This window comes from Streptomyces flavotricini (genome assembly GCF_020639365.1).
Lineage (GTDB): Bacteria > Actinomycetota > Actinomycetes > Streptomycetales > Streptomycetaceae > Streptomyces > Streptomyces flavotricini.
In genome coordinates this window covers 4901770-4925927 of sequence record NZ_JAINUL010000001.1, presented here as the reverse complement: position 1 = coordinate 4925927, position 24158 = coordinate 4901770, and the positions used below count along the sequence as shown (strand labels likewise).

Sequence of the window (24158 nt, the reverse complement as noted above, 5' to 3'; positions counted from 1 at the left end):
GGCCGGCGCCGGGGCCGGCGGCCGGTGGCCGGGCCGGTGCCCGCCGGTGCCCGCCGGTGCGGCGCCGGGCGGTGCGCCTACGCCAGCGCGGCCCGCCAGTCGGCCACCGCCGAGGCCGAGACCGGGCCCGTCCAGCCGTCGGGCCGGGCCGCGCCGCCGATGTGGAACGCGTCGATCCCGGCGGCCCGCAGCACCGGCAGGTGGGACAGCGTCAGCCCGCCGCCCACCAGGATCTGCGCCGTGTACCCCGGCTCGCCCCGCCGCGCCGCCTCGGCCAGCAGCACCGGCAGCCCCGCGTCGACGCCGGTCGCCGATCCCGCCGTCAGGTACGTGTCGGGCGCGGCGGACTCCGGCAGCTCCGCGAGCGCCTTGCGCAGCTGGTCCCGGTCCGCGGCCCGGTCGATGGCCCGGTGGAAGGTCCACTTGCAGCCGTCCAGCTCCGCCACGACCGCCTCGATCGCGGCCAGGTCCGGGCTGCCGTCCGCGGCCAGGAACCCGAGGACGAACTCGTCCGCCCCCTCCGCCCGCAGCGCCCGCGCCCGCGCGGCCAGCAGCTCCACGTCCGCGGCCGAACCCGCCGCGAAGCCGTCGGCCGTACGGAGCATCACGCGCAGCGGGATGTCGACCGCCGCCCTGATCGCCGCGAAGGTCTCGCGCGGCGGGGTGAGCCCGTCGGCGGCCATGTCGGTGACCAGTTCGAGGCGGTCCGCCCCACCCTCCTGGGCCGCGACCGCGTCCTCCGCGTCGAGGGCGATCACCTCCAGGACTGCACGGTTGCTCATTGGGCCCCACTCCTCCGGAAAGCTGCTGGTATGGAAAATAGGTCTAGTCCAATATCCAGGGTACGGGCCTCCGCCCACCCTCCACCAGCACAATCACGCCACCCGCACAATGTGCGCATGGACCGCATGGACACCGCCCCGCTCCGCGCCCGCTGGCACGCGACCACCACCGCGGCCGGCGCGGCCGCCGAACACGATCCCGGCCCGTACGCCGACCGGCTCCTCGCCGCCTGGGCGGAGCCCCAGCGCCGCTACCACACCACCGCGCACCTGGCCGACGTACTCGCGCGGATCGACGTACTCGCCGCGCACGCCGCCGACCCCGCCGCCGTCGAGCTCGCCGCCTGGTTCCACGACGCCGTCTACCGCCCCGACCGCTCCGAGAACGAGGAGCGCAGCGCCGCCCTCGCCGAGCGCGCCCTGCCCGAGCTCGGCATCGACGCGGCCCGCACCGCCGAGGTGGCCCGGCTGGTCCGGCTCACCGTCACCCACGACCCCGCCGCCGGCGACACCAACGGCGAGGTGCTCTGCGACGCCGACCTGGCCGTGCTCGCGGGCCCGCCCGACGCCTACGCGGCGTACGTCGCCGCCGTCCGCGCCGAGTACGGCTTCGTCCCCGAGGACGCCTTCCGCGCCGGCCGGGCCGCCGTACTGCGCCAGCTGATCGGCCTGCCCCGGCTCTTCCGCACCCCGTACGGCACCGCGCACTGGGAGGCCCCGGCCCGCCGCAACCTGGCCGCCGAGCTCGCCGATCTGAGCACCGGTCCCGCCGCCCGGGAATGAGATCCGCTTCGCGGCGGTTCGTGCAGAGCATGCCCTCCGCCGCAGCACGCTCCCGCATGCCCGTCGCCGTCTACGTCCTCGGCCTGTCCGTGTTCGCGCTCGGGACGAGCGAGTTCATGCTCTCGGGGCTGCTGCCGCCCATCGCCCAGGACATGGACGTCACCATCCCGCAGGCCGGCCTGCTGATATCGGCCTTCGCGATCGGCATGGTCGTCGGGGCGCCCCTGCTGGCGGTGGCCACCCTGCGGCTCCCGCGCCGCACCACCCTCATCGCCCTCATCAGCCTCTTCGGCCTCGGGCAGGTCGCGGGCGCGCTGGCCCCCTCGTACGCGTTCCTCTTCGCCTCCCGCATCGTCTCCGCACTCGCCTGCGCCGGCTTCTGGGCGGTCGGCGCCGCCGTCGCCATCGCGATGGTGGAGAAGGACCAGCGGGCCCGCGCCATGGCCGTCATGATCGGCGGCCTGTCCATCGCCAACGTCCTCGGCGTCCCCGCCGGCGCCTTCCTCGGCGAGCACCTGGGCTGGCGGTCCGCGTTCTGGTCGGTCGGCGCGGCCTCGGCGGTCGCCCTCGCCGGCATCCTGACGCTGATCCCGGACATCCCGCGGCCCTCCGTACGCCCCACCCTCGCGCGGGAGCTGCGCATCTACCGCGACCGCCAGGTGTGGCTGTCGATCGGCGTCACGGCGCTGGCCGCGGGCGGGGTCTTCTGCGCCTTCAGCTACCTGTCCCCGCTGCTCACGGACGTCGCCGGACTGGACGCCGGCTGGGTGCCGTGGGTGCTCGCGCTGTTCGGGATCGGCGCGCTCGTCGGCACCACGATCGGGGGGCGGATCGCGGACGCGCACCTGTTCGGCGTGATGCTGTGGGGGATCACCGCCTCGACGCTCTTCCTCGTCGCGCTGGCCCTGTTCGCGGCCTCGGCCGTGGCCGCGGTGGGACTGTCGTTCCTGATCGGCGTCTCGGCGTTCGCCACGGCGCCCGCCCTCAACGCCCGCATGTTCAACGTGGCGGGCGCCGCCCCGACCCTGGCCGGAGCCACCACGACGGCCGCGTTCAACCTCGGGAACACCGGCGGCCCCTGGCTCGGCGGCGCGGTCATCGACGCCGGCCGCGGCTTCGCCGCCCCCGCCTGGGCGGGCGCGGCGATGACGGTGACGGCCATCGCGCTCGGCGCGATCGCCCTGCGCCTGCACACCCGCGCGCCCCAGCCCCCGACGCGTGTGATCGCCTCCTCGGCCCCGCAGGTACCGGACGCGGCCGCCGAATCCGTACGGCCCGCCGCCCGCTGACCCCGGGCGGGACCGGGCGGGACCGGGCCCCGCCCGTCAGGCCGGGCGGCCCTTCGGGCGGCGCAGGCCCGCGGCCGTCAGGCGGCGGACCAGCTCCTTGCTGCCGATCTCCACCGCGCCCGCACCCACCGCGTCCGCGTAGCGGTGCGACGGCACGTCGTAGTGGTCCCGCTCGAACGCCTTCGCCGGGCAGCCGATCGACGCCGCGAAGGCGTGCAGCTCCTCGTACGAGACGTCACTGACCAGGTGCGACCACATGCGGCCGTGGCCCGGCCAGGTCGGCGGGTCGATGTAGAGCGTCACCGGCGGCTCACCGGCCGGCGCCGAACACGGGGCCGAGGGCGCCCACCGCGGCGACCTTCACCCCGGCCTTGCCGCACACCCAGTGCGGATCCGGGCCCAACTCCGGCTCCACGTCCAGCGCGTGCGGATCGCCCTGCGCGCAGACCGGGCACAGCGGCCAGCGCCCGTACTTCTCCAGCAGCGCGTCCTGTACGTCCTGGGCGACGAGCCCGGCGAGGTAGTCGACCCCCTCCGGCCACTGCTCCACCCACCACCGGCGGTGCGTGACCGAGTCCTCGACGAGGGAGACGACATCGGCGTCGGCGACCTCGCCGGCAGCGAGATCGGCGAGAACAAGTGCGCGGGCGACGTGCAGCGCCTGTTCCAGGGGGGTCGCGTGGTCCATGCGCCCATTGTGAACCCGTACGGGCCATGTGGTGAAGGTCCTTCCGAACCGGTGCCGAATGGTGCCTTGACCCCCACACCGGCCGAAAATAGATTTCATGGATGAGCGTCGACCCGAAAGTAACTTTCAGCGAGGGCGCCGTCCCGGGAACCGACCCCGGCACCGTCCCGCTGCGGGCCCGCGTCCGCAGTCTCGGCCCCTCCATGACCCGCTCCGTCCGGGCCGTCGCAGAAACCGTCGCCGCCGACCCCGCCGGCTGCTCCCGCCTCACCGTCAGCGCGCTCGCCGCGCGCACCGGCACCAGCGAGGCCACCGTCGTCCGCGCCGCGCGCCTCCTCGGCTACCCCGGCTACCGCGACCTGCGCCTCGCCCTCGCCGCGCTCGCCGCGCAGCAGGAGTCCGGCGCGGCCCCCGCCCTCGCCGCCGACATAGCCGTCGACGACCCGATCGCCGACGTCGTCGCCAAACTGGCCCACGAGGAGGCCCAGACCCTCGCCGACACCGCCGCCGGACTCGACCTCACCGCGCTCGCCGCCGCCGTCACCGCACTGGCGACCGCCCGCCGGATCGACATCTACGGCGTCGGCGCCTCCGCGCTCGTCGGCCAGGACCTCGCGCAGAAGCTGCTGCGCATCGGCCTCGTCGCCCACGCCCACGGCGACCCCCACCTGGCCGTCACCGGCGCCGTCCAGCTGCGCCCCGGCGACGCGGCCGTCGCGATCACCCACTCCGGCGCCACCGGCGACGTGATCGACCCCCTCCGCACGGCCTTCGAGCGCGGCGCCACCACCATCGCGCTCACGGGCCGCCCGAACGCCCCCGTCTCCCACTACGCCGACCTCGTACTGGCCACCTCCGCCGCCCGCGAGACCCGGCTGCGACCGGCCGCCATGTCGAGCCGGACCAGCCAGCTCCTCGTCGTCGACTGCCTGTTCGTGGCCGTCGCGCAGCAGACGTACGAGAGTGCCGCACCCGCGCTCGCCGCCTCGTACGAGGCACTCGCCCCCCGCCGATCCGCCAGGAGCCCACGCCCATGACCGGCCCGCACGCCGACAGCTCGTACACCGCGCTCCGCGCCCAGCTCGACACCCTGACCACCGAGGCCTTCCGCCCCGAACTGGCCGAGATCGACCGGCTGTCCACCCTGGACATCGCCCGCACCATGAACGCCGAGGACGCCGGCGTCCCGGCCGCCGTCGCCGCGCAGCTGCCGCAGATCGCCGCCGCGATCGACGCCATCGCGCCGCGGATGGCCCGTGGCGGGCGGCTCGTGTACGCGGGCGCCGGCACGGCCGGCCGGATGGGCGTCCTGGACGCCAGCGAGTGCCCGCCCACCTTCAACACCGACCCGGCGCAGGTCGTGGGCCTGATCGCGGGTGGGCCCGGAGCCATGGTCCGGTCCGTCGAGGGCGCCGAGGACTCGAAGGAGCTGGCCGCCGAAGACCTCGCCGCCCTGGACATCGGACCGGAGGACACCGTCATCGGCGTCTCCGCCTCCGGCCGCACCCCGTACGCGATCGGCGCCGTCGAGTCCGCCCGTACGCGCGGGGCGCTCACCGTCGGCCTGTCCTGCAACGCCGGCTCGGCGCTGGCCGCGGCCGCAGAGCACGGCATCGAGGTCGTCGTCGGGCCCGAGCTGCTGACCGGGTCCACCCGTCTGAAGGCCGGTACCGCGCAGAAGCTCGTACTGAACCTCGTCTCGACCATCACCATGATCCGGCTGGGCAAGACGTACGGGAACCTGATGGTCGACCTGCGCGCCTCCAACGAGAAGCTGCGCGCCCGCTCCCGCCGCATCGTGGCACTGGCCACCGGCGCGCCGGACGAGGAGATCGAGGCCGCGCTCGACGCCACCGGCGGCGAGGTCAAGCAGGCCGTGCTCGTCCTGCTGGGCGGCGTGGACGGCCCGGCGGCGGCCGCACTGCTCACGGCCGCGCGCGGCCACCTCCGCGAGGCCCTCGCCCTGGCCCGTACGCCCGCCGGCCAGGCCACCGAACTGCCGACCCGCCGACCCGCCGACCCCCTGACCCGCTGACCTGCTGACCTGCTGACCTGCTGACCTGCTGACTGCCCCGTTTCCCCGACGCAAGGCGATCACCACATGTCCACTGACAAGAACCGCGCCACCGCCGCCGCGATCCTCCCCCTGGTCGGCGGCCCGGACAACATCAGCTCGATCGCGCACTGCATGACCCGGCTGCGCATCGCCCTGCACGACCGCTCGCTGGTCGACGAAGAGGCGCTGCGGGCCCTGCCCGCGGTGCTGGGCGTCGTCGAGGACGAGACCTACCAGATCGTGCTCGGGCCGGGGACGGTCGCCCGGGTGACCCCGGAGTTCGAGGCGCTGGTCGAGGAGGGCCGCTCCCCCCGTACCTCCGAGCCCCCGGTCACAGCCGGGGAACTCGCCGACCGGGGCGCCGCGTTGAAGCAGGCGCAGAAGGCCCGCAACAGCACCCCGGTCAAGCTGTTCCTGCGCCGGATCGCGAACGTCTTCGTCCCGCTGATCCCGGCGCTCATCGGCTGCGGCATCATCGCGGGGCTGAACGGGGTACTGCTCAACACCGGTTGGCTGCCGGCCGTCGTCCCCGCGCTCGCCGCGATCGCCTCCGGGTTCATGTCGCTGATCGCCGTCTTCGTCGGCTACAACACGGCCAGGGAGTTCGGCGGCACGCCGATCCTGGGCGGTGCCGTCGCCGCCATCATCGTCTTCCCGGGCGTCGCGAAGATCGACGCCTTCGGCCAGCACCTCTCCCCCGGCCAGGGCGGGGTCCTCGGGGCGCTGGCCGCCGCCTTCCTCGCCGTCCACGTCGAGCGGCTGTGCCGCAGGTGGGTCCCCGAGTCGGTGGACGCCCTGGTCACCCCCACCCTCACCGTCCTGACCTCCGGGCTGGTGACGATCTTCGGCCTGATGTTCCTCGCCGGTGAGGTCGCCACCGCCATCGGCTCCTTCGCGACCTGGATGCTCGCCGGCGGCGGCGCCTTCGCCGGGCTGGTCCTGGGCGGCCTGTTCCTGCCGCTGGTGATGCTGGGCCTGCACCAGGCGCTGATCCCGATCCACACCACCCTCATCGAGCAGACGGGACACACCGCCCTCCTGCCGATCCTCGCCATGGCGGGCGCGGGCCAGGTCGGCGCGGCGCTCGCGGTCTACTGCCGCCTGCCGCGCAACCGGTCCCTGCGCACCACCATCAGGTCCGCGCTCCCGGCGGGCTTCCTGGGCGTCGGCGAACCGCTGATCTACGGGGTCTCGCTGCCGCTCGGGCGCCCCTTCGTCACCGCCTGCGTGGGCGGCGCGGCGGGCGGGGCGTTCGTCGGGCTCTTCAACCAGCTCGGGGTCGCCTTCGGAGCCACGGCCATCGGCCCTTCGGGCTGGGCCCTGTTCCCGCTCCTGGACGGCCCCTCGGGGCTGGGCACGAACCTCGCGATCTACGCGGGCGGCCTGCTGACCGGCTACGTCGTGGGCTTCGCGGCCACGTACTTCTTCGGATTCACCCGCCGGATGCTGACCGAGCTCAACGCCGACCAGGAGCCGGCTCCGGCCGCCGCCCCACCGAAGGAGCCGGCCATGGCGAAGAGCTAGACGGGTCGGGGAGACTGCCTGGATGCGCCTCCCCGCCGAAGCCGAAGCCGAAGCCCGTGCCTGCGCCGTCCTCCCCCCGGTGGTCCCGCCGGGCCGGATGGCCGCCCGGCCCCAGCCGGTCCTGGACCTCCCGGGCCCGTTCCGGCTGCGGCCGTGGACCCCGTACGACGCGCCCTCGCTGGTCGAGTCCTGCCACGACCCGGAGATCCGCCACTGGAACCGCCCGCCGGTGCTCGATCCGGAGCGGGCCGTGGCCCGGATCGAGCGCTGGCGGGAGCGCTGGTACGCCGAGGAGGCCGCGATCTGGGCGGTGGCCCCGGCCGTGGGCGGCCGGCCCGTCGGCCTGATCGGCATGGCCGACCTCGACCTGGCGGGCGGGAGCGGGGAGCTCCTGTACTGGCTGCTGCCCGCGGGCCGCGGCAGCGGGATCATGGTCGCGGCCACGGACCGGGTCAGCCGCTGGGCCTTCGAGGAGCTCGGGCTGCACCGCCTGCGGATCACCCACTCCGTGGCCAACCCGGCCTCGTGCCGCATCGCGGAGAAGGCCGGCTTCCCCCTGGAGGGCACCATGCGCGGCGCCCTCCTCCACGCGGACGGCTGGCACGACGAACACCTCCACGCCCGCCTGCGCACGGACTGACCGGTCCCGCACTGAAGATCGCCGCATGACCACACCATCGAGCCAGCGCGCATATGCCGTCAGCCTATGCCTACGTATTCCCTCACCCCCGGGTACGGTGGCATCAGAAGTAGCATGGGTGGCATGAGCGAGCCCACCCAGAAGTACTCGATCTCGATGCCCCGCGACGTCGCCGAGGCCGCTCGCGCCCGCAGCGGCCCCTCGGGCCTGTCCGCCTACGTCACCGCCGCCGTGGCCCGCCAGATCGAGCGCGACAACCTCGCCGAGCTCATCGCCGTCGCCGAGGCGGAGATCGGCCCGATCACGGCCGAGGAAATCCGCGAGAAGGGCGACTTCCTCGTGCGCGCGCACAAGGAAGAGTCGGCCATTGCCGAAGACGGGCGGAGCGTCGCATGACACCCCGGAAGGCAGCCCCCGCCGGCACTCTCGTCCTCGACAGCGAGGGACTCGCGAAGTACATCTCCCGCGACCGTGAAACCGTGGGCTGGCTGGCGGCAGCCCACGCCCGGGACGTCCGTGTCATCACCAGCACGGCCACCCTCGTCGAAGTGATCCACCCCCAGATCAACGTGCCGGCACTGAAGTGGGCGCTGTCCCGAGTCGTGGTCGAACCCGTCACGGAGGAGATCGCCCACCGTGCCACCGATCTGCTCCGCGAAGCAGGACTGCACGGGCACAAGCACGCCATCGACGCCATGCTCGCCGCCACCGCGCTCGCGGCGCCCGGGCCGGTCACCGTCCTGACCTCCGGCCCGGAGGACCTGACGGCCCTCTGCGGCAAACGCCTCGCCACGGTCAAGGTCTGACCACCCCCGCGGGGCCCGACCCGTCACGGCACGACCCGGCCGCGGTCCGCAGGAAGCGGACCAGGTCATCGACGCCGTAGCCGAGGCGCGGGCCCCGCTCGGCGGCCATCAGGAGCAGCTGGCCCACGATCTCCGCGCCCCAGCCGTCCGTGCCGTCCGCCGACCACTCCCACAGCTTCTCGATCCCGAGGTCGGTCATGAGCAGCCCGTGTCCGGTCCGGATCTCACCGCACAGCTCGGCGACGGCATCCAGCAGCCGCGCGCCGGGCCGCTCGCACCGCAGCCCGAAGCGCCCGCCGATCTCCCCGGCCTCGCAGCCCTGCGGCGGCTGCTTCTTCAGCCCGTCGTAGCGGGCGTCCTCGAACCGGGTGCCCTCCCCCACCGGCCAGTGGATGAGCGTGAACCGCTGCACGCCCGGAGCGGACGGCCCCGGCCGCCCGCCGCGCTTCCAGCCACTGCCGAGGAGGGCGTGCTCCAGTCCGCGCAGCTTCCATCCGAGTTCGAAGCCCCAGTCGGCGGCCCCGCCCTGGATCACGGGTGCGCCCGCTCGTGGAGCACGGCGGCCAGCCGGAGCGCGGTGTCGAGGTTGCAGCGGCCCAGATCGACCAGCGGCAGCCCGTACGTACCGGCCGCCGAAACCCCGTCCACCCCGAGGGACGGGAACACGACCCCGACCCCGGTCAGCGAGTCCTTGAGCTGCCGTACGGCCTCCTCCGCGGCCTGCATCCGCTCCTGAGGACTGAGCACCATGACATGTCACCTTTCCACTCTGAGTGTTCGCCTTCGACACACAGAGTGGCGGCGCGCTCGCTAGCCTTTCCACACGGACACCTCAACAACGGCACGTGTTGCCAGGAGAGTTGCGATGGCAGGTAAGAACCTCGACCCGTCCTCCTCACCCCGCGCCCTGCTCGGCGCCGAACTGCGGGTGGCCCGTGAACGCGCGGGCTTCAGCCAGGCCGAGCTCGGCGAACCCCTCTTCGTCAGCGGCTCGTTCATCGGCCAGCTCGAAGCCGGCACCCGGCGGATGCACATCGAATTCGCCCGGCAGATCGACGACATCCTCGGCACGGACGGCTTCTTCAGCCGCAACTGCGGCGCGGCGGCCAAGTCGAAGTACCCGGACCACTTCGCGGCGGCGGCCGAGGCCGAAGCTCTGGCGAAGACCATCCGCGAGTACGCGCCGCAGCTGATCCCCGGACTGCTCCAGACGGAGGCGTACGCGCGCGAGGTGTTCCGCGCAGGCCATCCCACCGCGACCGAAGAGACGATCGACGAGCTGGTCACGAACCGACTGGCCCGCGCCGCGCTACTCAGTGATCCAACAACGCCGCTGTTTTGGTGTGTTCTCGACGAGGCGGTATTGCGCCGGGCCGGGGAGAGTCCGGATGTGCTGGCACAAGCCCTGCGGCACATCGCGAGCCTGATCCGGTCGCGCCGAATCATCGTGCAGGTGCTGCCCTTCAGTGCGGGCTTCCACGCGGCGATGGGTGGTTTCGTGCAACTGATGTCGTTCGAAGACGCTCCCTCGCTCGCCTACATCCAAGGCATGGGAACGGGACAGCTGTTCGACGATCCGGCCACGGTCACTCACCACACCCTGACCTACGATCTCCTCACGGCCAACGCGCTCTCACCGCAAAAGTCGCTAGCCCTGATCGAGTCGGTGGCGGAGGATTACGAACATGACCAGCACGCCTGAATACGACCTTTCGGCAGCCGTCTGGCACAAGTCCAGCTACAGCGATGCCAGCGGCGGCAGCTGCGTGGAGATGGCTACCTGGCGCAAGTCCACCCACAGCGCTAGCGACGGCGGCAACTGCCTCGAAGTCGCCGACGGCCACCCCGGCCTCGTCCCCGTCCGGGACTCCAAGGCCCCGGACGGCCCCCACCTCACCTTCAACGGCCCGGCCTGGACGGCGTTCATCAGCAGCCTCTGACTCACCAGCCGATCGTCGGGGCCACGTCGAAGACCGGTGGGAGGCGGCCGTCGTCGTCGAGGTTGACGAACGTCCGGCCGTGGAGGGCGAACGACTCGCCCAGCCGCAGGCCCCGCAGGACCGTCGACTCGCGGTCCGGCTTCCCGGTCCGCGGGTCGAGGTGCCACAGGTGGGTGTACGCGCCTTCCGTGACCACGGCGATCCGCCCGGACCGGGCGTCGGCGGCCAGGGCCCGGACCCGCCAGTCGTTCTCGAAGGCGCGGGTCCACAGGTGCCGGCCGTCCGAGAGCGAGAACGCCGCCAGCAGCTCCCGCTTCTCGCGTTCCGGGACGGACGCGTACAGCACGTCACCGACGACCAGCCACTCCGTCTCGCCCGTGGTCGGGACGTACGGCTCCTGCGACTCCGCCCGCACGCGGCCCGCCTCGTCGAAGACCAGCAGGCGGCCGTCACCGACGGCGGCCGCCGGGGACGCCGACACGATGCGCGGGGACTCGTACCCGACCGGCATCGTGAACCGCCAGGCGACGGCGCCGGTGCGGGCTCCGAGCGCGAACAGCTCGACGCCCCGGTCCGTCCGGGCCAAGAGCAGGACCCGCTCCGGGCCGGCGGCCACCTCCACGGCAACGGCGCCCGCCGGTAGCGGGGAGCGCCACCGCTCGACGCCGGTGGCCAGGTCGTATGCGAGAACGGCGTCCGCGGTCGCGGTCACGGCCTGGGAGCCTCCCGCGGCCGGCCGGCCCACGAGGTGCGGGATGTTCATGGTCCAGAGCTGCTTGCCGGAGGTGACGTCCACCGCCACCAGGCGGCCTCCGCAGCCGTCCAGCACGGTGGCGAAGGTCAACAGACCGGTACCGGAAGGGCTGTCCGCGCTCATCGCGCACACCGCCCCGCCTGCCGGAACGCGCAGGCTCCAGCCGCGGCGGCCCTCCCCGTCGTAGCCGGTCACGCCGTCCGCGCCGGCCCGGACCACGAACCCGGTGGCCGGTGGCCCCGCCCAGGAACCGAGCGGCTTGCCGACTGGCGAACTCCCCGGGACCTGGTACGAGAAGAGGTCCATGTGCGGGCCGCGCAGCCACGCGAAGCCGAGCCACCCGGGCCACAGTGCGACCAGCGCGACGGCGACCGCCGCGGTCCAGCCGACGGCGGACCGGTACGAGCGGCCCTTCACGACCGACCACCACAGCCCGCCCGCGGCCAGCCCGGCGAGCAGGGTCCACCACAGCAGCGGATCCAGCCCGCGCGGGCAGCCGCCGAAGTCGCACACGCCGTCGGTCATGTCGACGACGGTCAGCTTCACGCACAGCACGGCGTACAGCACCGCGACCGCGCTGAACGCGCAAGCCGCGGCGAGCCGTGCGTGGTTCCTGAGCCGCTCCACGAGCGGCGGTGGCGTGTCCATGATCCCCCTCGGCCCGCAGCCTATCCGCGACGGGCTGCGGGCCGGGGACGTCGGGACCCTCCGGCGGTCAGAGACCGTTGGTGAACAGGATCCTGTTGGGCGAGGCGGGGCTGAGGTTCGTCAGGATGTCCTTGGTGCTCTCCGCTTCCAGGTAGAAGGCGATGTCCTCCGGGGTCGCGGTCGGGTGCGCCTGCTTGTAGAGGACGGCCACACCGGCGGCGTGCGGGGCGGCCATCGACGTGCCGTCCAGAGCCACGCTGCCGCCGCCCAGCTTCGCGGAGACGATGGCCTTACCGGGGGCGTAGAGGGTGACGCAGCGTCCGTAGTTGGAGAAGTCGGTCTCCTCGTCGTACTGGTTGCTCGCCGCGACCGTCACCACCTTTCCGGCGGACGCGGGCGAGACGTTGCAGGCGTCGACCGACGAGTTTCCCGCCGCGACGATCGGCAGCACACCCGCGTCCGTGACCGCGTCCGCGGCGTCGTTGACGGCGGTCGACTTGTCCCCGCCCAGGGAGGCGTTCATCACGGCCGGCTGCTTGGCGTTCTTCGCCACCCAGTCCATGCCCGCGATGATCCCCGACCAGGTGCCCTTGCCGTCGCAGCCGAGGACGCGAACGCTGACCAGGCTCGCCTTGCGCGCCACCCCGTACGTCGTGCCGCCGACCGTGCCCGCGACGTGCGTGCCGTGGCCCTGACAGTCCGCGCCGAGGCGCCCGTCGCCGATCGCGTCGTAGCCGAAGGTGGCGCGCCCGCCGAACTCGTCGTGGGCGTAGTCGATGCCGGTGTCGAGGATGTACGCGGTCACCCCGGCGCCGTTGCCGTCGGTGGTGAAGTTGCCGTCGAGGGGCAGTTCCTTCTGGTCGATCCGGTCCAGGCCCCACGAGGAGGAGGGCGCCCGGGTGCCCGGCGTCCGCGTCGGCTGCGGCACGGACTGGACGGCGGCGTCCTCCTCGACCGACTTCACGCCAAGACTCACCCGGACGATCTGCAGCTGGAGCGGGGTCAGCGGGACCGCGAACCCGTTCATCGCCTTCGTGTAGACGAACGTCGGCTTCAGGCCGAGCTTCGTCGCCGCCTTCGCCGCGTCCACCCCCTTCTCCAGCGTCACGATGTACTTGCCGGGCACGGCGTTCACGGCGGTGTGCAGCGGTACCGGGGTCGGCTCCGGGGTGTCGGCGGCGGCCGTACCGGCCGCGACCGGGGGCACGGTGAGCAGGGCGGCGGTGGCCAGGCGTGCGAGCAGGCGCATGGAAGGAACTCCCTGAAGGGGGTGGGCCGGAAGGGCGGCATGAGTGAGCTGCCCTGACCAGGGCGAACGCCTCCGCGGGTGCGGCCTTCCCTTCCATCGGTGCCACGCGGGCGGGTCATGAACCACCGCCGCCCGCCCGGCCGATCGCCCCCCGCACGCGCCCGCACGTCCGGTCGCACACGCTGCAGAAAGGGGTTTCCCCTGTGCCGTCAGGGCCGTGCCCCACCCGGTCCCGGCCCGTACCGCCCACGCCCCTCCAGCAAGATCACCCGTACGGCCCGCGCCCACACCAGCGAGCGCACGGCGGGTGCGCCCCGGTGCCCCCGCCACCCCCGCGCACGTCGTTGACCTGCGGCGTCGTACATGATGGCCTCGCCCTATGCGCACCCGTCCGAGCCGGGCCCTGCCCGCAGCCGTCGTCGTACTGGCCGCCTTCTCCGCACTGCCCGCGTCGGCGGCCACGGCCGCCGTGCGCGAACCGGTTCCGTACGCGGCCCCCGCCGACCACCCCACGTACATCGTCACCGTGAGCAGGGAGCTCGACCCGGCCGATGTGGCGCGGCGGGTCGGCGTCACCCCGGTCCACGTCTACGACCACACGCTGCACGGCTTCGCCGCCCCGCTCAGCCCCGCCCAGCTCGTGGCCCTGCGCGCGCTGCCGGGCGTCGAGGCCGTCGAGCGGGACGGCGCGGCCTCGGCCGGCTGACGGGCGCCCGGCCGTTCCCCCGCCCTGCCCGCCGCTTAGAGTGATGACGATCAACTCAGCGGTTGATCGGGGGAGTCGGGGGGAGACCGATGAACAGCGCGACCGAGGTGTTCCAGCCCCTGCGGGAGGACGATCCGCAGACCGCTGCCGGCTACCGCCTCGCGGCCCGGCTCGGCGCGGGCGGCATGGGCCGGGTCTACCTGTCGCACACCCCGGGCGGCCGGCCCGTGGCGATCAAAGTGGTGCGGCCGGAACTGGCCGAGGACCCCACGTTCCTGCGGCGGTTCCGCCGCGAGGTGGAGGCGGCCCGGCGGGTCCGGGGTGCGTACACGGCCGAGCTCATCGACGCCGACGTGGACGGGACGCCGCCCTGGCTGGCCACCGTGTACGTGCCCGGGCCCTCGCTGTCGGAGGCCGTGGCCCGGCGCGGGCCGCTGCCGGTGCCCGCGGTGCTGTGGCTGATGGCGGGCGTGGCCGAGGCCCTGGAAGTCATCCACGGTGCGGGGATCGTGCACCGCGACCTGAAGCCCTCGAACGTCCTGCTGGCCGCCGACGGCCCCCGGGTCATCGACTTCGGCATCTCGCTGGCCTCCGGCACCACCTCGCCCACCGCCACGGGCAGCGCCATCGGCACGCCCCAGTACATGGCCCCCGAGCAGGCGCTGGCCGGCGAGACCACGGTGGCCACCGATGTCTTCGCACTCGGTCAGACGGCGGCGTTCGCCGCGCTGGGCGAGCCGTTGTACGGGGACGGCCCCTCCGTCAGCGTGCTGTTCCGGATCGTGCACTCCGACCCCGACCTGTCCCGGCTGCCGGAGTCGCTGCGCCCTCTGATCGCCCGGTGTCTGGCAGCCGATCCGGACGACCGCGCCACCCCGGCGGAGATCGTGGCCTGGTGCAGGCAGCGGCTCGGCAAGGACGCGGACGCGGGCGGCGGTCCGGCCGTCTGGCGGGAGGTGACGGGGCCGGAGCCGGTGGTCCCGGCTCCGGTGCCGCACCCCACCTCGGTCCACACGCGGGCCCTGGATACGCAGCCGCCGCTGCCGCCGCCCATGGCCTGGCAGCCACCGATGACGACGCCCCGCACGCCGGAGGAGCAGCGGAGGCGCAGGCGGCGTACCGCTCTGATCGTCACCGCGGCGGTGACGGCGTCGGCAGCCCTGCTGACCGGCCTGGCCTGGACAGTCATGGACGCGGCGGACCGGGCCCGCCAACGGAGCGCGGCCGCGGCCACGTCCCCCGGCCCGGCGAGCGGCGGCAAGGCCGCAGGATCCGCCGGTGCTGGTGGATCCGGCGGAGCCGCACCGAGTACGCCCAAGGCCTCCAAGCCGCCCGCGCCCGTCCCCTACCCCCAGGTACGGCTCGACGAGAAGAACTCGATCGGCATCAAGGACCCGGTCAGGCGGGAGGACCGTACCGGGGACATCCGCCTGGACTGCGAGAAGAACAGCTGTGAGCTGGTGAGCGACACGAGCGTGATCGTCCAGCTGTACGCCGATCCCGGCACCGGCAACCTCGACACGTGCGGCCTCCTCACGAGGCCCGCCACGCAGCACAAGCTGCCACTGGCCGCATCGGCGCCCGGCACCGAGATCTGTGTCAGGCACCCCTCGGGAGACATCGCGCTGCTCGTGATCCAGATCAAGCCGGTCGTGCGGCTGCCCGACCTGCCCGGCTGGATCACCGCGGACATGACGGTCTGGCGCGCGGCCTGACGGCGGACCGCCCGCCGGGGTCAGCCCCGGGCGGCCTCGATGAAGGCGCGGATCAGGGCGGGGTCCTTCACGCCGCGCTCCCGCTCCACCCCGCTGGACACGTCCACGCCCCAGGCGCCGGTGGTCGCCACGGCCTCCCGCACGTTCCGGGGCGTCAGTCCGCCGGCCAGAAGCCAGCGGCCCTCCGGCGCGGTGAACTCCTCCGAGCCCCAGTTCCACGGCTTGCCGGAGCCGGGGTCGGGCGCGTCGAGCAGCAGCAGGTCCTCGCCGTACTCCCCGCAGCGCTCCACGTGCCCGGCGGTGGCCCGCAGCAGGGTCCGGCCCTCGGCGCGCAGCGCCTCGTAGTACTCGGGCCCCTCGTCCCCGTGGAGCTGGACCCCCCGTACGCCGCTCTCCTCGGCCAGCCGCCGCACCTCGTCGACCGGCTGCCCCCGGAACACCCCGACGGTCAGCACCGAGTCCGGCACCCGGGCCCCGAGCTCCCGCGCCGCGGCGGCGCCGATCGTACGGGGGCTCCCGGCGGCGAAGACGAACCCGACGGCGTCGGCCCCGGCCGCCACGGCCACGTCGACGTCCGGCCCGGTCTTCAGGCCGCAGATCTTCACGAACAGCTCGCTCATCCCCCCAGTCAACCAAAGCCGTCCGTCAACGGTGAAGGACCGTCTCATGCGAAGGGGTCAACTACCCCTACAGCCCGCATTATGTCGTGGACGACATATACGGCCGGCCGCGCACGCCTTGGACGCCTCTCTGAACATCGCCCTGGACGAGGACCACGAAGAGGTCACGTTCATCGCGCGCCCGGCTGCCTGAAACACCCGAGGGCGGCACCCCCCGTGTGGGGAGTGCCGCCCTCGGTCGAAGAACAGCCGATCAGCCAGGGGCCGATCAGAAGTCCATGTCACCGCCCGGCATGCCGCCGCCGGCCGGGGCGCCGGCCTTCTCGGGCTTGTCGGCGATGACGGCCTCGGTGGTGAGGAAGAGGGCCGCGATCGACGCCGCGTTCTGCAGCGCGGAGCGGGTGACCTTCGCCGGGTCGATGATGCCCTCGGCGATCATGTCCACGTACTCGCCGGTCGCGGCGTTCAGACCCCAGCCGACCGTCAGGTTGCGGACCTTCTCCACGACGACGCCACCCTCGAGACCACCGTTGACGGCGATCTGCTTGAGCGGGGCCTCCAGGGCGAGCTTCACGGCGTTGGCGCCGGTGGCCTCGTCACCCGTGAGCTCGAGCTTCTCGAAGACCGCGGAGGCCTGGAGCAGGGCCACGCCACCACCGGCGACGATGCCCTCCTCGACGGCCGCCTTCGCGTTGCGAACGGCGTCCTCGATGCGGTGCTTGCGCTCCTTGAGCTCCACCTCGGTCGCGGCGCCGGCCTTGATGACGGCCACGCCGCCGGCCAGCTTCGCGAGGCGCTCCTGGAGCTTCTCGCGGTCGTAGTCCGAGTCGGAGTTCTCGATCTCGGCGCGGATCTGGTTGACGCGACCCTGAACCTGGTCGCTGTCACCGGCACCGTCGACGATCGTGGTCTCGTCCTTGGTGATGACGACCTTGCGGGCGCGGCCGAGCAGGTCCAGGCCCGCGTTCTCGAGCTTGAGGCCGACCTCCTCGGAGATGACCGTGCCACCCGTGAGGATGGCGATGTCGCCGAGCATGGCCTTGCGGCGGTCGCCGAAGCCCGGGGCCTTGACGGCGACGGACTTGAAGGTGCCGCGGATCTTGTTGACGACCAGGGTCGACAGGGCCTCGCCCTCGACGTCCTCGGCGATGATCAGCAGCGGCTTGCCGGACTGCATGACCTTCTCGAGGAGCGGCAGCAGGTCCTTGACCGAGCCGATCTTCGAGTTGACGATCAGGATGTACGGGTCGTCGAGCGACGCCTCCATACGCTCCATGTCGGTCGCGAAGTACGCCGAGATGTAGCCCTTGTCGAAGCGCATGCCCTCGGTGAGCTCGAGCTCCAGACCGAAGGTCTGGGACTCCTCGACCGTGATGACGCCTTCCTTGCCGACCTTGTCCATGGCCTCGGCGATGAGCTCGCCGATCTGGGTGTCGGCGGCGGAGATGGAGGCCGTGGAAGCGATCTGCTCCTTGGTCTCGACATCCTTCGCCTGCTCCAGCAGGGCGCCGGAGACGGCCTCGACGGCCTTCTCGATACCGCGCTTGAGGGCCATCGGGTTGGCGCCGGCGGCCACGTTGCGCAGGCCCTCGCGGACGAGCGCCTGGGCGAGCACGGTGGCGGTGGTCGTACCGTCGCCCGCGACGTCGTCCGTCTTCTTGGCGACTTCCTTGACCAGCTCGGCGCCGATCTTCTCGTACGGGTCCTCGAGCTCGATCTCCTTGGCGATGGAGACACCATCGTTGGTGATCGTGGGGGCGCCCCACTTCTTCTCAAGGACGACGTTGCGACCCTTGGGGCCAAGGGTGACCTTGACGGCGTCGGCGAGCTGGTTCATCCCGCGCTCGAGACCGCGCCGGGCCTCCTCGTCGAACGCAATGATCTTGGCCATCTGAAGTGGTCCTCCAGGACTGGGGTTCCCCCTGCGCCATCGGCGCGAGGGGAGGGTTGGATTGCTCCGGACCGCGCCCGCGCCCGCGACGGACGGCCTGCGTGCCCGGCGGTTCCTTCCCGCCGGACCCTGCGGGCCTCACCGACCCGGTCCCGTGTAGTAGCACTCTCAGCAGGAGAGTGCTAACGCCAATGATTAGCACTCGACCCCTCCGAGTGCAAGCGGCTTGGGCGAACGTCGACCCGTGCCCGGCCGGGCCCCCGCCCGGCTCCCGGGCAGCACGAAGGGCCCGCACCCCTCCTCTGAGGTGCGGGCCCTTCGTGTGTATGCGTCGGTGGTCGATCGCGCCGGGGCTAGACGGCGAGCTTGACCATGTCCGCCTGCGGACCCTTCTGGCCCTGCGAGATCTCGAACTCGACCCGCTGACCCTCTTCAAGGGTGCGGTACCCGTCCATCTGGATGGCGCTGTAGTGGACGAACACATCCGCACCACCGTCGACCGCGATGAAGCCGTAGCCCTTCTCCGCGTTGAACCACTTGACGGTGCCCTGAGCCATGCCTAACTCCCCTATTACTGGCCCTTGCGCAGGACCGCACTTCGCGGTCCCGGGTCAGAACTTGCGCCGGAACGCCTCGACCGGGGCTGAATGTATCCGCACCGCTGCTGTCTGCAACAGGTCAATCCGACGAGAATTCTGGACACGGGGATACATTGAAATAGAGTGAAAAGTTGGTAGATTCCCGGGCAACTCGGACCCGGCATATCTCGCCAAAGCCCCATACCGCACTCGCACATTGACTCAATGTCAACCATCACGCGACCCGCTCATATGCGGCGGGCAAGAACAGCGGAGGGGACTTCCCCAACTCTACCGCGCCCAACCAAGCAGAATTACCCCCTCCGCTTTTACCGGAGGGGGTAATTCTGGGCTTTCGCGTGTCAGCAGCCGCCCGCGACGGCGGGAATGATCGAGACGCCCGCGCCGTCCGGCGTCACCGCGTCCAGACCGCCCTCGAAGCGCACGTCGTCGTCGTTGACGTAGACGTTCACGAAGCGGCGCAGCTTGCCCTGGTCGTCCAGGACGCGGGCGGCGATGCCCGGGTGGTTCGCCTCCAGGGAGGCGATGACCTCGGACAGGGTCGCGCCCTCGGCGGAGACCTCGGCCTGGCCGCCGGTGTAGGTGCGCAGGATGGTGGGGATGCGGACGTTGACGCTCATGGCGCTACTGCCTTCCGGGGTTCAGGGGAGAGATCAGGCCAGGCCGGCGGCGCGGAACGCGTCCAGGCTCGGGCGGATGGTCGCGGTCTGCCCGCTGTCCGCGGCCACCGCCTCCAAGGTCTTGAGGCCGTCACCGGTGTTGAGGACCACCGTGGTCAGCGCCGGGTCGAGCTGCCCGTTCTCGATGAGCTTCTTCGTCACGCCGACGGTCACACCGCCCGCGGTCTCGGCGAAGATGCCCTCGGTCTGCGCGAGGATCTTGATGGCTTCGACGACCTGCTCGTCGGTGACGTCCTCGACGTAACCGCCCGTACGGCGGGCGATGTCCAGGACGTACGGGCCGTCGGCCGGGTTGCCGATGGCCAGGGACTTGGCGATGGTGTTCGGCTTCTGCGGGCGGACCACGTCGTGGCCGGCCTTGAAGGCCGTGGAGACCGGGGAGCAGCCCTCGGCCTGCGCACCGAAGATCTTGTACGGCTTGTCCTCGACGAGCCCGAGCTTGATCAGCTCCTGCAGGCCCTTGTCGATCTTCGTCAGCTGCGAGCCGGACGCGATCGGGATCACGATCTGGTCGGGCAGCCGCCAGCCGAGCTGCTCGCAGATCTCGTAGGCGAGGGTCTTGGAGCCCTCGCCGTAGTACGGACGCAGGTTGACGTTGACGAAGCCCCAGCCCTCGCCCAGCGGGTCGCCGATGAGCTCGGAGCAGAAGCGGTTGACGTCGTCGTAGTTGCCCTCGATGCCGACGAGGTCGCCGCCGTACACACCGGCCATGACGACCTTGCCCTGCTCCAGGTCGTGCGGGATGAACACGCAGGAGCGGAAGCCGGCCCGGGCGGCCGCGGCGCCGACGGCGCCGGCCAGGTTGCCGGTGGAGGAGCAGGACAGGGTGGTGAAGCCGAAGGCGCGGGCGGCCTCGACGGCGATGGCCACCACGCGGTCCTTGAAGGAGTGCGTCGGGTTGCCGGAGTCGTCCTTGACGTACAGCTTGCCGGTGAAGCCGAGCTCCTTGGCCAGGTTGGCCGCGTCCACGAGCTTGGTGAAGCCGGGGTTCAGGCTGGGCTTGGAGGCCACGTCCGCGGGGACGGGCAGCAGCGGGGCGTAGCGCCAGATGTTGTTCGGGCCGGCCTCGATCGCGGCGCGCAGCGCTTCGGGGTCCCCGGTGGGCAGGTCGTAGGCGACTTCCAGCGGACCGAAACACTCGACGCAGGCGAAGATGGGTCCGAGCTCGAAACGGGTACCGCACTCACGACACGAGAGGCCGGTGGCAGGTCCGAGATCGACAGAGGTGGCGACAGTCTGTGCAGCCATGATGGCGAGGCCCTTTCTCCTCATCTTCCCCATGGCGCACTTCGCCATGAGACGGAATTGGCACCTTCCCTAGCCGGGGACCTCGCTGCCGCAAGCAAGCGCGAGAACCGACTGGAGGGTTGCCGGGGCTTCAACGGGCCGTGTCCCTCTGCCCCTCTGGATGAGCGGTATGGCACCGGTGCGCGCGCTCTGCGGCGCGTCCGGGCATTTGTGCGCGGGGACCCCCGGCATGCGGTGGTCCTTCGCGTTGTTCAAGACTGTAACCGAAGGCCCGGGCGGTTGAGACAGCCGTCCGAACCGCGAGATGGATCACTTTTCGGCCGAAACCGCCGAGGGGCGACGGACGACCGACGGACGAGCAGGGAGTGCTGAACGTGCTGGAAGAGGTGGAGCGCTGGTTCGCGGACCGCTCCTGGTCCGCGTCCGACCGACCGCTCGACCAGCTGCTGTCGGCCAAACGGGCGGCCGGCACCACGGTCAGCGTCGTCCTGCCCGCGCTCGACGAGGAGGAGACGGTCGGCGCCATCGTCGAGGTGATCCGGCGCGATCTGATCGACGGGCTGCCGCTGCCGCTGGTGGACGAACTGGTCGTGATCGACTCGGGCTCCACCGACCGGACCGCCGAGGTGGCCGCGAAGGCCGGCGCCCGGGTGGTGCACCGCGACGACCTCCTGCCGCGGATCCCGGCCGTGCACGGCAAGGGCGAGGTGCTGTGGCGCTCGCTGCTGGCGACCACCGGGGACGTCGTCTGCTTCGTGGACGCGGACCTGCGGGACTTCTCCTCCGCCTTCGTGTCCGGGATCGTGGGCCCGCTGCTGACCGAGCCGGACGTGCAGTTCGTCAAGGCGATGTACGACCGCCCGCTGGGCGACGCCCCCGGCCAGGGCGGCCGGGTCACCGAGCTCGTCGCCCGCCCCCTCCTCAATCTGCACTGGCCGCGGCTGGCCGGCTTCGTCCAGCCGCTGGGCGGCGAGTACGCCGTGCGCCGCGAGCTGCTGGAACGCCTGCCGTTCCCCGTCGGGTACGGGGTCGAGCTCGGCCTGCTCGTGGACGCGCTGCACACCGTCGGACTGGACGCGCTGGCCCAGGTGGACGTGGGCGTACGGCTCCACCGCCACCAGGACGGCCAGGCACTCGGCCGCATGGCCGCGGCGATCTACCGGACGGCGCAGCTGCGGCTCTCGCGCGGGCATCTCGTACGGCCCGAGCTGACGCAGTTCGAGCGCGGCCCGGACGGGTTCGTGCCGCGGACGTACCCCGTGGACACCGAGGAGCGGCCGCCGATGGCCGGGGTCAAGGAGTACTCCGGCCGTCGGGTGGCGTGAGGGAACTGACGTTTGAGCGGGCGGGCCCCGGGCTAGGTTCGCCGCATGGCTTCCCAGGTACTCGTTGCAGCGAACCGCGGCCCGCTCTCCTACGATCTCGGCGACGACGGCACCCTCACGGCCCGGCGCGGCGGGGGCGGACTCGTCTCCGGCCTCTCCGCCGCCCTCGCCCGCCAGCCGGATGCGCTGTGGATCTGCGCGGCGCTGTCGGACGCGGACCGGGAGGCGGTCCGCCGGGGCGTCAGCGAGCCCGGCGTCCGGATGCTGGACATCGATCCCACGACGTACGACGACGCGTACAACGGCATCGCGAACTCGGTGCTGTGGTTCACCCACCACCACCTCTACGACATCCCGCGCGAGCCGGTCTTCGACGCGGAGTTCCGCCGTCAGTGGGATTCGTACGTCGCGTACAACCGCGCCTTCGCGGTGGCGCTGGCCGAGGAGGCGGGCGAGGGCGCGGCCGTGCTCGTGCAGGACTACCACCTGGCGCTGGTCCCCGGCGAGCTGCGCGAACTGCGGCCCGATCTGAGGATCAGCCACTTCACGCACACCCCGTGGGCCTCGCCGGAGTTCCTGGGGATGCTCCCCGACGACATCCGCTCGCAGCTGGTGTGGGGGATGCTCGGGGCGGACGTCGTGGGCTTCCACACCTGGGCGTGGGCGGACGGCTTCATGGCCGGCGCGCACATCGACGACACGAGCGGCATCGCCCGCGCGACCGGGGACCCGCAGCGCAGGGTGCAGCACCAGAAGCGGGGCGCGCGCATCCGGTACACGGACGTGGCCGTGTACCCGCTGGGCGTGGACGCGGACGAGCTGCGCGGGCTGGCGCACCGGCCGGAGGTGGACGACAAGCTGGCGGCGCTGCGCGCGGAGGTCGGGAACCGCAAGGCGATCGTCCGGGTGGACCGGACGGAGCTGTCGAAGAACATTCTGCGCGGGCTGCTGGCGTACCGGGAGCTGCTGACGGTGCACCCCGAGTGGCGCGGGCGGGTGGTGCACCTGACCTCGGCGTACCCCTCCCGGCAGGACCTGGCGGTGTACCGGTCCTACACACAGGCGGTACGGGAGCTGGCGGAGCGGATCAACGGGGAGTTCGCCACGCCGGACTGGCAGCCGGTGCTGGTGTCGGTGAAGGACGACTTCGCCCGCTCCCTGGCGGCGTACCGGCTGGCCGACGTGGCGCTGGTGAACCCGGTCCGGGACGGGATGAACCTGGTGGCGAAGGAGATCCCGGTGGTGTCGGACGAGGGGTGCGCGCTGGTGCTCTCCACGGGGGCGGGGGCGTACGGGGAGCTCCGCGAGGACGCGCTGACGGTGAACCCGTACGACGTGTCGGCGACGGCGGAGGCGTTGCACGCGGCGCTGTCCATGCCGGCGGACGAGCGGCTGGAGCGCACCAAGCGCCTGGCCGCCGCCGCGACCGCCCTCCCCCCGACGGCCTGGTTCACGGCCCAGCTGGACGCCCTCCGCGAGGTGTAGGCCGGGCCGGCGGCGCTCAGTCCAGGTCGTCCGGGCCGAACTGCCAGTACGCGGTCTCGCGGTAGTTCGCGGACGGCGGGTGGACCTCGACCGCGACCGGAGTCCCCCGCGAGCCGGGCACGACGCGCACCTGGACGGTCCGCTTGCCGCCCTTGCGCAGGGGCGGCACGAGGGCCGAGGCCGCCTCGTCCTCGTTGAGCCAGGTCAGCGTGGAGCCGGACGGGTAGTGGTCGGAGGACGTGCCCGCCCGCACCACGACGGGGGCGTCGGCGATCGTGCTGACGCTGGTCCTCTCCGACTCCCCGCCCGGGTTCAGCGACTCGTCGGTGCCGTTGGCGTAGGTGATGGTGAAGCGGTAGGCGCCCGTGGCCTCGCGGCGGGGCCGGCTGACCGTGACCTCCAGGTCGTCGATGTACCGGGCGGTCGCGCCGGGGGCGAGCGGGTCGGCCACGCTGCCGGAGGGGCTGTCGTTGTCGAGGTGCCCGCCGCCCTGCAGGCTCTTCTCCAGCCCGGCCAGCGCCGCGGCTCCCAGGAGGGCCAGCACGGTGACGACGAGCAGCGCGACGGCGCAGCCGGTGAAGCCCCGGGAGCTCGTGGTGGTCGCCGCGGCGGGGGTCGGGTCCGTGTCCATGCGGGTGACGATAGGAGCGGCCGGGCGGCGGATCATGAGCGCGCGTACTCAAAGACCGGCTGGGTACCCGGGCCCGGGTACCCGGGCACCGCGTGCGCG

27 protein-coding genes and 1 riboswitch are annotated in these 24158 nt (G+C 72.5%); of the genes, 14 read left to right on the top strand and 13 right to left on the bottom strand.

Features of this window, described 5'->3' with window-relative positions:
* Positions 1–77 precede the first annotated feature (77 nt).
* Positions 78–782 (bottom strand): copper homeostasis protein CutC, encoded by a 705-nt coding sequence (locus K7B10_RS22440; RefSeq protein ID WP_229338450.1) that lies wholly within the window; start codon positions 780–782, stop codon positions 78–80.
* A 117-nt stretch (positions 783–899) separates the two neighbouring features.
* Between K7B10_RS22440 and K7B10_RS22435 the strand changes: the two genes are divergently transcribed.
* Together K7B10_RS22435 and K7B10_RS22430 are read left to right on the top strand one after the other, a co-directional pair.
* The gene (locus K7B10_RS22435; protein ID WP_229338448.1) at positions 900–1565 is read left to right on the top strand and encodes an HD domain-containing protein; all 666 of its coding nucleotides are present in this window, start codon (positions 900–902) and stop codon (positions 1563–1565) included.
* Positions 1566–1621: 56 nt separating this feature from the next.
* A complete protein-coding gene (locus tag K7B10_RS22430) occupies positions 1622–2854 on the top strand; it encodes a Cmx/CmrA family chloramphenicol efflux MFS transporter (protein ID WP_229345292.1) in 1233 nt (410 codons plus the stop codon).
* Positions 2855–2890: 36 nt separating this feature from the next.
* On the opposite strand, the gene K7B10_RS22425 is transcribed toward K7B10_RS22430, so the two are convergent.
* Both K7B10_RS22425 and K7B10_RS22420 read right to left on the bottom strand, forming a co-directional pair.
* Entirely contained in the window at positions 2891–3157 is a 267-nt protein-coding gene (locus tag K7B10_RS22425; protein WP_229338446.1) for a DUF4031 domain-containing protein, read from the bottom strand.
* A gap of 7 nt (positions 3158–3164) precedes the next feature.
* Positions 3165–3542, bottom strand: coding sequence for a DUF8819 family protein (locus K7B10_RS22420; protein WP_229338444.1), 378 nt, complete (start codon positions 3540–3542; stop codon positions 3165–3167).
* Between the two features lie 101 nt (positions 3543–3643).
* Here K7B10_RS22420 and K7B10_RS22415 point away from each other — a divergent pair, with 101 nt between their 5' ends.
* From K7B10_RS22415 to K7B10_RS22390, 6 genes are all read left to right on the top strand, one after another.
* Complete coding sequence (locus tag K7B10_RS22415; protein ID WP_229338442.1) at positions 3644–4579, top strand: MurR/RpiR family transcriptional regulator; 936 nt, start codon at positions 3644–3646, stop codon at positions 4577–4579.
* Positions 4576–5577, top strand: coding sequence for an N-acetylmuramic acid 6-phosphate etherase (gene murQ, locus K7B10_RS22410; protein ID WP_229338440.1), 1002 nt, complete (start codon positions 4576–4578; stop codon positions 5575–5577). Before K7B10_RS22415 ends, murQ begins: the two co-directional genes overlap by 4 nt.
* 66 nt (positions 5578–5643) lie before the next feature.
* Positions 5644–7122: a PTS transporter subunit EIIC gene (locus K7B10_RS22405; protein ID WP_229338438.1), complete on the top strand. Its 1479-nt coding sequence runs from the start codon at positions 5644–5646 to the stop codon at positions 7120–7122.
* Positions 7123–7144: 22 nt separating this feature from the next.
* Complete coding sequence (locus K7B10_RS22400; RefSeq protein WP_229338436.1) at positions 7145–7762, top strand: GNAT family N-acetyltransferase; 618 nt, start codon at positions 7145–7147, stop codon at positions 7760–7762.
* Positions 7763–7885: 123 nt separating this feature from the next.
* Positions 7886–8158: a CopG family transcriptional regulator gene (locus K7B10_RS22395; RefSeq protein ID WP_229338434.1), complete on the top strand. Its 273-nt coding sequence runs from the start codon at positions 7886–7888 to the stop codon at positions 8156–8158.
* On the top strand, positions 8155–8568 hold the full coding sequence (locus K7B10_RS22390; protein ID WP_229338432.1) for a PIN domain-containing protein: 414 nt from the start codon (positions 8155–8157) through the stop codon (positions 8566–8568). The genes K7B10_RS22395 and K7B10_RS22390 overlap by 4 nt, the downstream gene beginning before the upstream one ends.
* On the opposite strand, the gene K7B10_RS22385 is transcribed toward K7B10_RS22390, so the two are convergent.
* Both K7B10_RS22385 and K7B10_RS22380 read right to left on the bottom strand, forming a co-directional pair.
* Positions 8558–9103, bottom strand: coding sequence for a hypothetical protein (locus tag K7B10_RS22385; RefSeq protein ID WP_229338430.1), 546 nt, complete (start codon positions 9101–9103; stop codon positions 8558–8560). The genes K7B10_RS22390 and K7B10_RS22385 overlap by 11 nt on opposite strands.
* Entirely contained in the window at positions 9100–9318 is a 219-nt protein-coding gene (locus K7B10_RS22380; RefSeq protein ID WP_229338428.1) for a hypothetical protein, read from the bottom strand. Before K7B10_RS22380 ends, K7B10_RS22385 begins: the two co-directional genes overlap by 4 nt.
* A 115-nt stretch (positions 9319–9433) precedes the next feature.
* On the opposite strand from K7B10_RS22380, the gene K7B10_RS22375 reads away from it, so the two are divergent.
* Entirely contained in the window at positions 9434–10270 is an 837-nt protein-coding gene (locus K7B10_RS22375) for a helix-turn-helix domain-containing protein (RefSeq protein WP_229338426.1), read from the top strand.
* Positions 10254–10508 carry a DUF397 domain-containing protein gene (locus tag K7B10_RS22370; protein ID WP_229338424.1) on the top strand — a complete coding sequence of 85 codons (255 nt, stop codon included), beginning with the start codon at positions 10254–10256 and terminating at the stop codon, positions 10506–10508. Before K7B10_RS22375 ends, K7B10_RS22370 begins: the two co-directional genes overlap by 17 nt.
* A 1-nt stretch (position 10509) precedes the next feature.
* Here K7B10_RS22370 and K7B10_RS22365 read toward each other — a convergent pair whose 3' ends face one another.
* The gene (locus K7B10_RS22365) at positions 10510–11910 is read right to left on the bottom strand and encodes an outer membrane protein assembly factor BamB family protein (RefSeq protein ID WP_229338423.1); all 1401 of its coding nucleotides are present in this window, start codon (positions 11908–11910) and stop codon (positions 10510–10512) included.
* A gap of 67 nt (positions 11911–11977) precedes the next feature.
* A complete protein-coding gene (locus K7B10_RS22360) occupies positions 11978–13159 on the bottom strand; it encodes a S8 family peptidase (protein WP_229338421.1) in 1182 nt (393 codons plus the stop codon).
* Positions 13160–13538: 379 nt separating this feature from the next.
* On the opposite strand from K7B10_RS22360, the gene K7B10_RS22355 reads away from it, so the two are divergent.
* Positions 13539–13865 carry a protease inhibitor I9 family protein gene (locus K7B10_RS22355; RefSeq protein WP_229338418.1) on the top strand — a complete coding sequence of 109 codons (327 nt, stop codon included), beginning with the start codon at positions 13539–13541 and terminating at the stop codon, positions 13863–13865.
* An 89-nt stretch (positions 13866–13954) separates the two neighbouring features.
* Positions 13955–15580, top strand: coding sequence for a serine/threonine-protein kinase (locus tag K7B10_RS22350; protein ID WP_229338416.1), 1626 nt, complete (start codon positions 13955–13957; stop codon positions 15578–15580).
* Between the two features lie 20 nt (positions 15581–15600).
* Here K7B10_RS22350 and K7B10_RS22345 read toward each other — a convergent pair whose 3' ends face one another.
* The 5 genes from K7B10_RS22345 to thrC form a co-directional block, all read right to left on the bottom strand.
* Entirely contained in the window at positions 15601–16200 is a 600-nt protein-coding gene (locus K7B10_RS22345) for a phosphoribosylanthranilate isomerase (RefSeq protein WP_229338414.1), read from the bottom strand.
* A 268-nt stretch (positions 16201–16468) separates the two neighbouring features.
* A complete protein-coding gene (gene groL / locus K7B10_RS22340) occupies positions 16469–18091 on the bottom strand; it encodes a chaperonin GroEL (protein WP_030858540.1) in 1623 nt (540 codons plus the stop codon).
* 353 nt (positions 18092–18444) lie between these two features.
* Positions 18445–18648, bottom strand: a complete 204-nt coding sequence (locus K7B10_RS22335; protein ID WP_005315736.1) for a cold-shock protein — start codon at positions 18646–18648, stop codon at positions 18445–18447.
* A gap of 383 nt (positions 18649–19031) precedes the next feature.
* A complete protein-coding gene (locus K7B10_RS22330) occupies positions 19032–19310 on the bottom strand; it encodes a MoaD/ThiS family protein (RefSeq protein ID WP_048475769.1) in 279 nt (92 codons plus the stop codon).
* A 33-nt stretch (positions 19311–19343) separates the two neighbouring features.
* Entirely contained in the window at positions 19344–20642 is a 1299-nt protein-coding gene (gene thrC / locus K7B10_RS22325; protein WP_229338412.1) for a threonine synthase, read from the bottom strand.
* A riboswitch (SAM riboswitch) is annotated at positions 20636–20785 on the bottom strand. It overlaps the preceding gene by 7 nt.
* 207 nt (positions 20786–20992) lie before the next feature.
* Between thrC and K7B10_RS22320 the strand changes: the two genes are divergently transcribed.
* Both K7B10_RS22320 and K7B10_RS22315 read left to right on the top strand, forming a co-directional pair.
* Positions 20993–21943, top strand: coding sequence for a glucosyl-3-phosphoglycerate synthase (locus K7B10_RS22320; protein ID WP_229338410.1), 951 nt, complete (start codon positions 20993–20995; stop codon positions 21941–21943).
* Between the two features lie 45 nt (positions 21944–21988).
* Complete coding sequence (locus K7B10_RS22315) at positions 21989–23428, top strand: alpha,alpha-trehalose-phosphate synthase (UDP-forming) (RefSeq protein ID WP_229338408.1); 1440 nt, start codon at positions 21989–21991, stop codon at positions 23426–23428.
* Positions 23429–23444: 16 nt separating this feature from the next.
* Here K7B10_RS22315 and K7B10_RS22310 read toward each other — a convergent pair whose 3' ends face one another.
* A complete protein-coding gene (locus tag K7B10_RS22310; RefSeq protein ID WP_229338406.1) occupies positions 23445–24059 on the bottom strand; it encodes a hypothetical protein in 615 nt (204 codons plus the stop codon).
* Between the last annotated feature and the right edge of the window lie 99 nt (positions 24060–24158).